12 protein-coding genes are annotated in these 13,766 nt (G+C 40.9%); 3 read left to right on the top strand and 9 right to left on the bottom strand.

All coding sequences use genetic code 11. The features are described 5' to 3' along the window. Nucleotides 1–71 precede the first annotated feature (71 nt). From ACFQ1M_RS04745 to ACFQ1M_RS04710, 8 genes are all read right to left on the bottom strand, one after another. Nucleotides 72–584: a GTP cyclohydrolase gene (locus ACFQ1M_RS04745; protein WP_386404648.1), complete on the bottom strand. Its 513-nt coding sequence runs from the start codon at nt 582–584 to the stop codon at nt 72–74. Further along, nucleotides 581–1,174, bottom strand: coding sequence for a hypothetical protein (locus tag ACFQ1M_RS04740; RefSeq protein WP_386404645.1), 594 nt, complete (start codon nt 1,172–1,174; stop codon nt 581–583). Before ACFQ1M_RS04740 ends, ACFQ1M_RS04745 begins: the two co-directional genes overlap by 4 nt. Nucleotides 1,175–1,231: 57 nt before the next feature. Next, nucleotides 1,232–2,560: a S41 family peptidase gene (locus tag ACFQ1M_RS04735; RefSeq protein ID WP_386404642.1), complete on the bottom strand. Its 1,329-nt coding sequence runs from the start codon at nt 2,558–2,560 to the stop codon at nt 1,232–1,234. A gap of 26 nt (nt 2,561–2,586) precedes the next feature. Continuing rightward, nucleotides 2,587–3,687, bottom strand: a complete 1,101-nt coding sequence (locus ACFQ1M_RS04730; RefSeq protein ID WP_386404639.1) for an LpxL/LpxP family acyltransferase — start codon at nt 3,685–3,687, stop codon at nt 2,587–2,589. A gap of 18 nt (nt 3,688–3,705) precedes the next feature. Continuing rightward, complete coding sequence (locus ACFQ1M_RS04725) at nt 3,706–4,896, bottom strand: arginase family protein (protein WP_386404637.1); 1,191 nt, start codon at nt 4,894–4,896, stop codon at nt 3,706–3,708. Continuing rightward, entirely contained in the window at nt 4,893–6,008 is a 1,116-nt protein-coding gene (locus ACFQ1M_RS04720) for a site-2 protease family protein (protein WP_386404634.1), read from the bottom strand. The genes ACFQ1M_RS04725 and ACFQ1M_RS04720 overlap by 4 nt, the downstream gene beginning before the upstream one ends. A gap of 60 nt (nt 6,009–6,068) precedes the next feature. Further along, the gene (locus tag ACFQ1M_RS04715; protein WP_386404631.1) at nt 6,069–6,236 is read right to left on the bottom strand and encodes a hypothetical protein; all 168 of its coding nucleotides are present in this window, start codon (nt 6,234–6,236) and stop codon (nt 6,069–6,071) included. A gap of 72 nt (nt 6,237–6,308) precedes the next feature. Next, nucleotides 6,309–6,470, bottom strand: a complete 162-nt coding sequence (locus ACFQ1M_RS04710) for a hypothetical protein (protein WP_386404629.1) — start codon at nt 6,468–6,470, stop codon at nt 6,309–6,311. Between the two features lie 406 nt (nt 6,471–6,876). Between ACFQ1M_RS04710 and ACFQ1M_RS04705 the strand changes: the two genes are divergently transcribed. The 3 genes from ACFQ1M_RS04705 (at nt 6,877) to ACFQ1M_RS04695 (ending at nt 11,255) form a co-directional block, all read left to right on the top strand. Continuing rightward, on the top strand, nt 6,877–8,691 hold the full coding sequence (locus ACFQ1M_RS04705) for a helix-turn-helix domain-containing protein (protein WP_386404626.1): 1,815 nt from the start codon (nt 6,877–6,879) through the stop codon (nt 8,689–8,691). A gap of 128 nt (nt 8,692–8,819) precedes the next feature. Continuing rightward, nucleotides 8,820–9,011, top strand: a complete 192-nt coding sequence (locus ACFQ1M_RS04700; protein WP_386404623.1) for a hypothetical protein — start codon at nt 8,820–8,822, stop codon at nt 9,009–9,011. 66 nt (nt 9,012–9,077) lie between these two features. Further along, nucleotides 9,078–11,255, top strand: coding sequence for a prolyl oligopeptidase family serine peptidase (locus ACFQ1M_RS04695; RefSeq protein ID WP_386404620.1), 2,178 nt, complete (start codon nt 9,078–9,080; stop codon nt 11,253–11,255). Between the two features lie 126 nt (nt 11,256–11,381). Here the strand turns inward: ACFQ1M_RS04695 and ACFQ1M_RS04690 are convergent, their stop codons facing one another. Beyond that, nucleotides 11,382–13,730, bottom strand: coding sequence for an endonuclease (locus ACFQ1M_RS04690; protein WP_386404617.1), 2,349 nt, complete (start codon nt 13,728–13,730; stop codon nt 11,382–11,384). Between the last annotated feature and the right edge of the window lie 36 nt (nt 13,731–13,766).

Raw genomic sequence — 13,766 nt, 5'->3', positions numbered from 1 at the left:
CGTAAGGTACGATATTGTCGACAAAAATCAAGGGAGGCCATTTACTTAAAGAGCAATGAACCTAAATCGTTTTATAACTTAGTAGACTGAATTCCAGATACTTCAACTCCGAAAGCTGTTAGCAATTTGGTTTTATCGGCATTATTGGTAAGCATACGTACGGAGCCTACTTTTAGGTCGTTCAGAATTTTTGCAGCAGCACTGAAATCACGCGCATCACGCTTAAATCCAACCGCCTCGTAGGCTTCGGATTGCGGCATCCCTCGGCGTTTGTAGGCCACACTTTTTAAAAGTGCATAATGCCCGTTGCCCTTGCCCTCTTGCTCCAACCAAATGACGATACCTTTGCCTTCTTTTTCAATGAGCTGTTGTGAAATTTCCATTTGCTCTCGGCAATCACATTCGATACTATTGAAATGGTGCGCAAAGATGCAAGAAGAATGGACCCGACACAGGACGTCCATCTCTCCTTCAATATCACCCATAATGAGCGCAAAAGACTCTTTTTGCCCATCGTAATATAGGATTTCGCGATACTCTCCGTATTTGGTCTTTAGATTCCCTTCTGCCAGTTTAACTATCATTGTCTCAATCTACCTCTTAATAGACTCACCTTAGAATTAAACGGGTTACCAGAAGCCCTTCTAAAGCTCACCACCTGCCCACAATGCCATATCGCATCGGCAATGGGGCCATTGATATGATTCCAGAAAGGAAATTCGCTCGTACGACCATCTGCCTGTTGAAAGACCATGTTATATTGTGAAATATCATCGCTACTTCTTAGGATATCGGCTGCTCTTTTGAAATTGTTCAAAGTAGCTGCTCGTTTCTGTTCAAATGACAATTCCTTTTCCTCACTGCTGATATTTGGCTTTTTCAGGGTAGCATTGATGATGGTCTTTGACAAGCCGTAAATATGGTCTATCGTTTGTGCTGTAGTTCTCGACTCTTTATTGGGCTTATATTCTAGATCCTTTTCTCTAAGTCCTTCGGTGGCCCAATAGTATCTGAAGCCAAGACCATCGACCATGCGCGCTGCCACGGTTCCAGCCGTGTAGCTTTCGGGAGCATCGGGAATTTGATGATATGGTAGTTCTGACATTGTTTCTTGTGCAACGGTTACGACAGCAAAGATCGACATCAAGCTGAAGAGGATTCCTTTTACTTTCATACGCTTAACTTCTAAGCAAGATTAATACGCAGTAAATATACGTATTCTCCAAAAGGATCAGTTTGTAGTTTTCCTTGAAACCTCCAATGCCATATCCAAGGCTTCCTTGGAATCTACAGCAATATTTGGAGCTACACCTTTTCCTTCTAATCGTACTCCGCTAGCAGTGAAATAATCGGCGATGGGCAAAAACAAATTGTAATCGTCATCGATCTCGATCACCTCAGCGCTAAGCATAGCACCAGAAGTATTTTCTCCGATGACCGTTGCCAATTTTGTTTCTCTTAGACCAAATACCAAAGGTTCGGCCGCACTAGCGGTCTTATTGCTTGTTAAAATAAAAACATTTCCCTTGTACTTCCGTCCATCTGGAAGAATCTTCAAGGTGACCCCTTGTGAATTGTTGATGCCATCTCTAAGCAATTGTAGGTCTCCCTTATCCAAAATACGCAGATCCTTGATGTTATCCTTGTTGGGGACTCCTTGATGCTGTTGAAACCAATCTTGTGTTAAAAAATGACCGGCAACTAGGGGTTGCTCTATCAAAAATGCACCTAACAAATAGGAGGATTCGATATTTCCACCAGTATTTTTTCTAAGATCGATAATGAGGTTCTCATATTGCTTCTTATAGATCATATCAAGAAGTTGGTCTAGCGCATCCACATCTGTATTAAAACTTGGAATTGTAAGCAAGACGGTACGTTCATTCAATTCTTCTAAGGTTACCTCCTTCAAGTCAAATTTTGGCGTGAAGTCGTAGTTGAGTAACGCGTAGTGCGAAAATGGCAGCTCTTTGGACATGTAATGAAATAAGCTCACCAGCTCTAGATCGTCTTTGACATCTGCCGTCTTCTTTAGCAATTTCTTCTTGAATTTTTTCCAATCTGGATGATGTACCATGTTCTTGTCATAGATCCTATCTTCTGTGACCTTCAATACCTTATTCACAAGTAAATCATAATCCCTAATATCCGTGATGGTAACCGCTCTCTTACCGGTAATACTGGCATAATCCTTTCCCTTTCTGGTTAAAGAACCTGATAAATTACCATCGACAAGCTCCCCTTCGAAATCAAGTATTCCAAGAGGAGATGTCGCTGTACCAGTAATTCGATCACCTTGGCTTTCTCCCTTCACATAAAGCAGGCTTCCTTTGTGCATGTTGGCCCCAAAAATGCGCCCCAAAAATGCCTTCGCGCTTCCAAATAGCTTTTTGTCGGTATTTTTAGGAGAAAAGAGCTCGAACCCATCTTCCTCTTCCACATAATCCATGTAAAAGGTTACCTTACCAATATCATCACTTTCTAGATCTACCCGATAGGGATTATCTAGCTTCAATGAACGGGTGGAAGTACAAGAAATACTCGTGAAGCAAATTGCCATGAAGCTCATTTTAAAAAGTTGATAACTCATACGATGATATTATTGGTCATTAATTGCTGTAAAACATTCTTTCCCAGCTGTTTGTATCGATTGTTCTTTAAGGCTTCGTAAATACCCTTAGTGATCAATATGGATTTATAATTACTCTTATCCAATATAAAATAATCATTGAGACAATACTTGAACAAGGCATATTCTTCACTATTGAATCCCCTTACCGCTATTGACGGTTTACTATCTTCCCTTTGATCTTCTAGGAGGTCGGTTTCAAACCATTTATGAATATAGAACCAGCCTTCCCATTGCTGAGGATATTTGAGCAGATACGATTGAAAGATGTCATAGCATTTCTTCACCACGGTCTGGCAATGTGCTTCACGCGATACCGAAGGGTCATACTCGATCTCTTCGAAAAAGTGAAGTTTTGTGGTTCCTTTATCTCTATAACTCAACGTCGTTACAATATTGGCCTTGACTATATGACTAAGATAAGCAAAACCTTTTCTTGTGTAAATATCATGACCTAAAAAATTTGTGCTCAACAGGTTAGGGTTCTCACTTAGCCTTTTTCCGGTACCGGTATTACCATCCAGGTAAACGATCAACACGTAATTGTCTCTAAGAAGTTTCATCAATTGTAATAGCACTGTACGTTTCTCGGCATTGAGCACCACGAAGTCACTTCCATTTTTATAGTGGCCTTCGACTTTTTTCCAACTGTTGAGAAATTTATTTGCTTGGGCATTGTACACCTCATCATCAACGATCAGCGCAGTCTTTAGGCCCAGCTTTGTCAAGTAGGAGTTAAGAATTCTGTATGATCCCAAGTGATAGGTTGCAAATACCAGTGGCTGATCGATGTTCTCTAGTGAAGGCAAAGAGGTTTCGTTGATCACATCTACTGCATCTATAGCACCAATGTCGTATTCTTCCAAACTGGACAAATGTTGATTATAGAGGCAATCACGATAAAATTGTTCATGCTCTTTAGAAGGAATTTGAGGTAAAAATCTTTTTAGATTGGCAGAGGTGAATGCGACGCTCTTGCTATACCTTTCTTCGGTTTTGGCATTTGTGTTATAAATGTTCTTCTTTAGGGCGACGGCTTTTTCGGCGAGTGTTTTCATTTTTCTAATATTTTTTGATTAAACATTGATATAACTTAGCAGCTTGAAGATGATCTCGGTGGCGAGTCCTATGGTGACATTGTTTTGGTCTTTTTCAATATTCACTTCCACAATATCACCACCAATGATCCTTTTATTTTCCAGTAGCAGATCGAAAAGCTCATAGACCTGCGCCACGGAGAGGCCATTGACGACGGGAGTCGCTGTTCCTGGAGCGAATGAGGGATCTAGCACATCGATATCAAATGTGATATAATACACCATTTCTGGATCTTGTGAAAAGATCTGACCTTTTGCTAGCTTCTCTAGCTGATGAGCCCAAAATGCTTTTATTTTGGGGTGCTTTTGTCCTGAGGAGTTACCTAGTCCTCTGATCCCGATTTGCACATAATTCACTATCGATGGATCATCGATAATTTTAGAAACAAAGTTACCATGGTGATGCAGCTGCAGCTGATTCAGGATTTCGTTATAGTTAGAAGAATAGGTATCAGTATGCGCATCGAAATGCAGCACGGTGATCTTTGGATATTTCTTGGCAGCTGCCTTTAGTGTGCTGTAGGTTATCGAATGGTCTCCTCCTACGAAAAAGGGCGTGTGCTTTGTATAAAGCTCTTCGGCGATCTTCTCTAGCTTCTTATAAAAATCCAGACGTGATTCGTAATGATGCACATATACGTCTCCGGCATCTCTAAAGAGGTCATTGGTCAATGCCTTTGATAGATTTTCTAAGGAATAATTAGAAAAAGATGATATGAAACCTGGTTGGAGCGCCTTCAAGTTGTTTCTGAATGTCAAATTCTGGCTAGCACAGGTCTTGCGAAATATTTCTGGAAAATGTTTGGTCTTATCAGAGGTATAATTACCTTTTCCAAATGGCACTCCAACAAGGGCTATCTTTCCATTTTCTTCTGGTCGGAGATCGGCAAAGTCGAACATCTTCTCGTTACGCAACCTAAGTCGGTAGGTAGTTTTCAACAAGTTATCCTTGTCCACAAAGAATCCGATGGACAGCAAATTGCTCAGGATGGTCTCTTCGCGTTCCGTTAGCTTGTCCACATCTGAGATGTTTCTGCGAGTAGCGGCAAAATGAAGCACCTCTTCTCCTACCTCATACTTCTTTCCAGAGATCGTATCATTCAGTATAGAACGCTCCTTTTCAATAATAAAAAAAGGTGATCTGGTCTTGTTATAAACTGTTGTTTTCATGTTTTCTTAGGTTTTATTGCTTTGTAGACTCTAAATAGGAAGAAGCACATGACGAGTATTGAAATTGCCAAGACAATCCAATCCCAAATGGTATATCCTTCTCCCATGGGTTGTGTTTTCCAAAATTTTTGCTGCTGGCTGATCACAAACGATATCACCAGATAAAAGATGTAACTCATAAAGATCAAGTAAGAGACCGCGTATATCACTAGCGGTTTGGATGCATCGTGCAGTAGTTCAAAATTTCTTTTGAAGGATTCTTTTATGAGGTCCATGGATTGTTTGCGTAGATTGGGAAGACCAAACATATCTGCAATTACCCAATAGCCATCGAACTTAAAGAATGGATTGAGGTTGTACATGGCAAGCCAAAAACTTACTGTGGCCAATACAAAAAACAGATGATTCAATTGCGGAGATATGTTTGTGATCATCAATATGAATAAGATCGTATTCAGAATGAACTGATAGTAAATTCCAGCGAGGTTGATGATCACTCTCTTCTCTTTGCTCAACTTCCAAACTTCGGTAAGGTCGGTGTAAAAGGCTGGAAAAATAAAATACAATCCTACCCCTATTTCTTTGGGAACAATACCGTTGCTGTAAGATGCCGTGGCGTGTCCTATTTCGTGAATAATTATGATAAAGATGACAGCCAAAATGATGATCGGGGTCTTGAATGGAATGTCAGTTACCACTGGTTGCTCTAAGAGGAATAAGAATGTTAGGTTGATCAGAAAGAAGATACTTAATAGCGTATAGAAAAGCTTTGCTCCAAACAGGAAGCTGGTTCCTCTCATGAGGATTCCAAACCGTTCTAGGTTATTTATAGCGCCAAAGCTTCTAACCGATGTTGCTTTTTTTGTAGTAGGCACTTTGGTGAGCGTGGGTATTTTGGTAGTGATGACCTCTTGTACGAAGTTTTTGTCCAAGTTGGCATTATGACGCTGATTCAAGGACGCTACGATACGATCCAAAGGGAAATTCTGTGAATGAAGATCGAAGATCTCGGATAACAGTTTTCCGATATAAAATTGTTTTCCGTGGATGGTGAGAATCACCGTGTCTTTATCTGCGGTTGGTTCTATACGATATTGTAACGTCTCTGACATTTTGTGGTTTTTTAAGAATGAAAAGGCGGTGGAAAACACCGCCTTTCTAAAAATATTGCTCTAAGCAATTTGGTTTTCCTGCTCAGCGATCGCTTCGTCGATAACGCCTCTACATCTGCCTTCGCAACGTCCTATATCTGCAGCGGTATATTCTCCTGGTGCTGCAACAGACATTTCGTGTCTTTCTTCCAATTCTACAATCGATAATGCTTTTTCTAAATTTTTCATAATTTTGTGTTTTAAATGATTAATTCTTTAAAAATGCCATAGTGATCAGCAAATGCTATGGCATTTACATTTTTATTGTTGGTAACTTTCGATGAAAGCTTGCTCTTCAGCTGCTCCACATCTGTCTCTACAGCGCTCTATCTCTAGCGCATCTACACCTTCAGGTGCAACTGCAGCCATTTCATGACGCTCTTCTAATTCAGTGATCGAAAGACTTTTTTCTAAATTTTTCATTTTTTAAAGTTTTTGAAATTGTTTCCCTACTCTGTTAAAGGCTTTTTGGGTTACGCCTCTTGTCGCGACTGTAATTTAGATTCAAGATGGTCATCGAATTTGTGCTTGTATCAAAGCGACGACCACGATGTTTCTGAGATCAAAGTAATGGCAGGAAATACGTAAAATCAAATGATGCCGCACGGCTTTTATAAATTTCCACCCATAGATTTATAAATTTCGACTTCGTGCAAAATCCTTTATTTTTAATGGCTTACGGGCTTCTTTAGTTGTTTTTTAGCAAACTATAAAGTACATTTATAGGAACTAACTTTTGTTACCCGTTTTTCCCTTGATAAATAGTAGATTTATATACATACCAGCACTCTTTTTAAATTTTCAAGAGGGGCTGTCATCGTGGTTAAATATGCTTGAGAACTCCGGATCAAGAAGGAACAAAAGCCTATATCATGCCCGCCACTTGGTGATATGTTCTTTATTTATTTCTTCCGCATGGTCTCAAGAGGCTCCGTCCGCCTCACTAACACAAAAGTCGTATGCAGAGCTGCAAGAGAAAATAGACGAATACATCGCAGCTAAAACAACGAATGCAATATTGTATTCAAATGCTTTCTTAAAAAAGGCAATAGAAGAAGAGAATACATCGAGGATCGTAGATGCCTATGAAAATTTCTCAAATAGATACTCCCATACCCCGCTGGCAATAGAGTATGCTGATAGCATGGTGTTTTATGCAAAAAAGGCAAAAGACGAGGACAAATTATCCAAGTCCTATTTGCAAAAAGGCATACAGCTATACTATAATTCGGAATATAATCAGGCACTGGAGAATTTCGTGCTTGCAAACGATCTGGCGATACGCAACGAGGATATCATTAAACAGATCACTGTAAAACATTATGTAGGGCTCCTTAAGAATGTTAGTAAAGACTATAAAGAATCACTAGATATATTTCGAAAGAACGTGTCAAGCATCGAAGATCTTGGCTTGCAACGCTCAGAACGAAAACAATATCTAAGATCGCTCTATGCCCTGGCAGACTCTTACAGTAAGAACAGCCTATTGGATTCTGCCCAGATCTTCAATGACGCCGGAATACAATTAAGCCTTTCATATAAAGACCAATATCTATACCCACATTTTTTAACTGGATATGGCATCACTAGCTATTATATGGGAGAAAATGATGAAATCATCGATAGCCTTCGAAAACGTGCTGTTGTAATAGACGACGGTAAGAAAGAACTATCCAAAGCATCTTTATATGAGGAAGCCATAGACAGTTTACAAAAGGCCTCCACTATTCTCGGAGATGACAAGAAAAATCTGTCTAACACCTATCTGTATATCGCAAAGGCCTATGAAAAAAGCAAGGACGTAGCTCAGGCTATCAGATATTTGAAGAAGGTGGATTCTATCTACCAGACAGAGCCCGAGGTGATCTATAATGCAAAGGACGCCTATGAGATGTTGGTAAAACTATACCGGAATAACGATGACACCGAATCTCAACTTTGGGCGCTTAACAAATTTATAACTGCTGATAGTATTATCAATGATGACTTCAAGAACCTAAACAAACAGATCGTCAAGAAATATGAGTCACCGATGCTCTTGATGGAAAAAGAACGACTCATCAAAAAATTAGAAAATGATAAGCTACGATCAAAGTCATTGTTAGGGGTGGTGCTAATCGTCGCAGTGCTCGCATTGTTATTGCTGTTCTATGCACTTCGTAAAAATTACGTCTATAAGAAACGTTTCAAACAACTTATAGATAGCGAAAACAATGAAAAAGACCAATTGGCAAATTACAGCGGTACCCAAAAGGCAACAAAAACAAAAGAGTCTTTGGACCTGCCAGAAGACCTTGTACAAGATGTCCTTAAGAAATTGAACAAGTTTGAACAATCGGCCAAGTTTGTAGATTCCAAGTATAGTCTACACAGATTGGCTAAAGAGTTGGGAACCAACAGTACCTACTTATCCAAGATCATCAATCATTCTAAGCAGATGAACTTTTCCAATTATATCAACAATATTCGTGTCAACTATGCTGTTTCCAAATTGAAAAATGACCATTTATTTAGGTCGTATACGATAAAAGCAATCGCTAACGAAGTAGGTTTTAGAAATGCAGAATCCTTCTCTAAAGCCTTTTATAATAAAAATGGCATCTATCCATCTTACTTTATAAAAAAGCTAGAAGGCATGAGTTAATTATCTGATTTTAAGTATTTTATATATTGTATAGCGTATCGAAATTTATAAAAAGCGAGACCCTTTACTTGCTTTTGGAGTGGACTTCGAACTAACTTGCACTCATAACCAAAAAAATCCTTTGAATCATGAAAACTTTAAACACATTGACAGGAAAACTAAATCTAGAAAAATTCAGAATCGCACAAATTCAAAATCAGCATTTGATTAAAGGAGGCCATGTGTCGATTGTTCCAGACTTGAACGTCAATAACAATGACGACGATGACGACGACGTAAGTGGTACAGGCGATACCCAAACCAAGACCATGCAACAGTAATTCTGTCTATTCGTCAACTATTTGAAATGTACTATCCGATCTAGCATCCATTATATTGCCCAAAGAATGAGAAATACCTATGGCATACTTGTTTTATCTTTACTCATACAAATCGCTTGTAGCGATGAGAAAAACCAAAAGATGACCTTTGAACCGAACAATGTGACCGAATCATTTTTTGGGCATTCGGTGCAAGATCCATTTCGAAATATTGAAAATTTAGCAGACAGTACTGTAATACGGTGGTTGGAGAAAAACACCCGATCCTCCACAGAAAAATTGGAGAAAATTTCAGAAAGAAATATTCTACTAGCGAATATCACCAATAACACGCAAGGTTCTAAAGCAGCTGTAAAGAGACTTTATACTGCAAAGCAATACTATTTCTATTTAAAACGCTTACCCAAGAGTAAAACCTATGATCTATATCGAAGACGTATTGGTGAGAATGCCGAAGAATTGTTGTGGTCACCTACGTTTTTGAAGACGACCACAAAAGAATCCAGTAGCTACACCATCACATATTTAAAGCCCAGTTGGGACGCCTCTAAAATTGCCCTAGCAATAACCAAAGACGATGAGGAGATCTCGGAAATTGTAGTATTCAATGTAAGGACTCGTACACTCGAAGACCTCCGCATATCCAATTGCTGGCCCTCAGAACTCGGAGGTATCAGCTGGCTTCCAGATAACAGTGGTTTTACATATACCTATATTCCTAATATAGATCGTAGGGCCAAAAATTACCTTCTCAATACTCAGTCTATATTACATAAATTAGGAGAAGATCCCAATGATCGCAAGGTGATCTTCGCGAAGGAAAAGAGTAGTAAAATCGATATCAACGAGGAGGATCTGGCGATGATCTTTATCCCAGATCCAAACAGTCCCTACCTGTTGGCTAAAGCTGGCGGTGTCGGCTATTCCAATTATTTCTATAAGAGAATCGCTGATATTGAGAATACAGCTCGAAGATGGATTCCTCTCTTTGGCAAATCACAACTGATAAGACAATATGTGATCGACAGCACTACCTTTTACTACCGAACTGCCAGGGACGCCTCTAACTTTAAAATTTGCGTAACCAACCTCGATGATCCCGATTTTATAAATCCGAAGGTTATGGTAGACGAAAGTCCAGATGGGGTTATCACAGACTTCGCCGTTACGAAAGATGGTTTGTATTATGTGCGGACGAAAAATGGTGTAGATGCCAAGCTGTTTCTTTTAAAAGATGGGCAACATATAAAAATCGATCTTCCGACACCCGCGGGCAGCATTAATATTTCGTCCGCAAATTCGGACCAGTTCAACTTGGAAGTTAAAATAGAGGGCTGGCTCAATTATGAAGATCGCTATCTCTATAATTGGCAAGAAAAAATATTTGTAAAAGAGAATCTCGCCCCAGTGGAAGACCATCCTGAATTAAGTGATGTTATCGTAGAAGAGATCGAGATCACTTCGCACGACGGAGCGTTGATGCCACTTTCCATCATCTATAATAAGGATCTAAAGAAAAATGGCAAGAATCCCTTGCTGATCAATGCCTATGGCGCCTACAAGTGGTCCAACAGCCCGTATCTTTATCCTTATCTACTACATTGGGTACGCAATGGAGGAATCTATGCCGTAGCTCATGTTAGAGGTGGTGGTGAAAAAGGTGACAGCTGGTACAAGGCAGGATACAAGGAGACCAAGTACAATTCTTGGAAAGACCTGATCGCCGCTACAGAATATTTGATCGATGAAAAATATACGTCAAAGAATAAAACCGCCCTTTGGGGTGCCAGTGCCGGAGGTATCACCGTCGGTAGAGCCATCACCGAGCGCCCAGACCTCTATGCAGCTGCAGTGATCAGAGTTGGCGTATTAAATCCGCTTCGGTCAGAGTTTGGCCTTAATGGTAAAAACAACGTCAAGGAATTTGGTACCGTCAATGACTCCACCGAATTTAAGGCCTTGCTAAGAATGGATGCGTACCAAAGTATCAAGGACGGAACGAAATATCCTTCGGTATTACTTACCGCAGGGATGAACGACGCCAGAGTACCGCCTTGGCAAGCTGCAAAATTTGCCGCTCGTTTAGAGCAGGCAAATCCCAACAATGATGTGATGTTAATGGTTGACTTTGACGGGGGGCACGGATTTCAGGCTGATATCGATAAAAGAAATGAAGAGCTGGCAGACATTATGACCTTTCTCTTCTGGAAGACCGAACATCCCAAATATCAACCATCCAACTAAGACTTCTCAACTATCTAAGCTCATTGAGGATTCATCTTCATTAGGAAATTATAAAAAGCCTCTCCATTCAGAGAGGCTTTCAATATCCTATATAAGTGAGATCGTGATATTAGATCGACGGCCGACTTATCGTTTTACAAATTTTATGGTCTCAATCTCATCTCCATCATTCACTTCAAGAATATATACTCCATTGTTCAAATCCCCAACGTCAACGGCATCTATAGACAAACTCCCTTGATTTACGGTTTGTCCTAGCAGGTTATAGATCTTAAACGCCCCTACTTTTTCTCCGTAGAAGTCCACATACAATCTACCACCAACTACCGGATTAGGATATACCATAAATTGCTCCGTCATAGTATCTTGAGTGTCCAAATAACCGATCAGATCCAATCCATGCTTTTTGTTGTCCATCATTGGCGTTCTGCCAGATGAGGCCCCAGTGATACCCTTGATGGTCACTTGATCTATATAGATCTGATCGGCATTTGCCGAAGCATCACATTGAAAGCGGAATCTACCATTGCTAACAAAACTATAGTCTGCTTTGTCCATGATCACAATGGCACTATAGAAAGTGTTATTATCGAAATCTGCGCCTCTGGCATAGCTTGCTACGGTTTGCCAAGAGCTTCCGTTGTGATAACGGAACCAAAAGTCTTCACCGTTCTCCATGCTATAGGCGTAAAAATAGAAGGTCGCCTCGATCTGGTCGAAACCGCTGATATCATAGGTCGGCGAGGTCATCGAAGAAGCCGTACTGCTATCATCTCTGATCCTTATAGAATAACTTCCCTCGTAAGAACGACTTCCGTTATAGCGATAGGCATCTCCACCTCCATCGATCCATCCATCCCAACCCGTCTCAAAGTAAGCTTCATTCAAGACAACAGTGGTAGGAGTACCACCATCCAAGGCATGGGTTCCTAGACCGTCGAAGGTGTTCGCAGCAAAGCTATCCCATTCAGATACTGAATACACCGTATTTGGTGAGGTAGTAGACGAATTTCTTCTTAATGTGACATCCTGTGCATAATTGGCGCTTCCCCCATTGAAAGTTCCAAGAATATCGATCAGCACATCGTTCTTAAACAAGCCTACCGCATCATTACCGTTAAAGGTGATAATACTAGCGGTAGTGGTAACATCTGCCTTGGCAGTTACTGTGGCAGAAGCAGAACTATGCGCTACCACATAGACGGCTGAATTGGTCAGCGTTCCCGCCAACCCGAATGGTGCTGACCAAGACCCTGAACCGTTTGTTTGCTTTTTAATACTATAATTGGACAGGTTCACAGCGGTTCCAGTGAAGTTCGCGATCTCCAACGCCTTGTTATAGGAGGACCCTTCGACATATTCTGAAAAGAACAATTCGGTAGCTGAACCACTACCGCCACCAGAAGAATTGGTCGTGGCAGCAATGGTATTGCTTAAGACAGAAGCGTTGCCTGCTGCATCTTTGGCAAGAACTGCAAAATTATAGGTGGTCCCAGCCATAAGTCCCGACTCGGTATAGTCGGTCGTAGTGCTGCTCCCTGTATATGAACCGTTCAAATAAATGTCATAGCCTGTTACTGCAACATTATCGCTAGATGGATTCCAATTCAAAGAAATCGAGGATGCGGTCGTCGAAGCTATAGAAAGGCCATTTGGAATGGTCGGTGCTTCGGTGTCTCCTCCACCACCAGAGCCAAATTTGTCTTCGGCTTGCGGTCCGCCCCAAATCTGTGTTGCAAAAGCTGGATTGTCAATAAATGGATTTCGGTTACCCTGCAACCCCTCTAAGACAGGATTACGTTGTTCTTCCACTTGGGAAACAGGATCTTCGGCATTCCACTGCAGAAATAGCTGAAGCATATTTGGGTCGTTGGCCACCGTAGCTCCGGTACCAACTCCAGACGGATAACATTGATTATCATAGCGCAAGTACATATACATCATCATCCGAGCGACATCCCCTTTCCACTCGTCGCCAGGATACCAATATCCTTGCGGTGTAATACCCGAATTACCGCTGCCATCGGCAAACCTGCGATTGCTTCGAGAGGAGTTTCGTTGTGCATCGCAGGGACGCAAATTATGTGCATCCGCTCCTGGTCCAGAAGTTCCAAGGTCAGGATTGGCAAGCGATTTTGCATACACATGCTCTCGATTCCAAACGCCAGTGCCACCGCCATTATCGTTGACTCCACGTGTTCGGTCATTGGTAATGTCGCTATCGCTATCATTCCATCCATAAATGAGCAGGACTTGTGACGAATTTGCAGGATTAAGATCGGTCTGTTTCAAGGCGTCCCAAACCCCAGGTGTGTAAGACAGGTTGTTGGTGTGTGTGGTGATGACCTTCACAGCGAGCTCATCTTTTAACTGTGTTCCAGAAAGGTTTAAGTTAACATCGTTATAATAGCTGGGGATCTGAGCATATCCCAAGAACGATGCCAACAAAAAACACCAGAGTAGTGTTCTTTTCATAGTTGTCGTGTTGTTTAGTTAATAGTCAGCTCTCTA

It is taken from the genome of Sungkyunkwania multivorans (genome assembly GCF_042675645.1).
GTDB classification, from domain to species: Bacteria; Bacteroidota; Bacteroidia; order Flavobacteriales; family Flavobacteriaceae; genus Sungkyunkwania; species Sungkyunkwania multivorans.
This window is presented reverse-complemented; position numbering and strand designations above follow the sequence as displayed.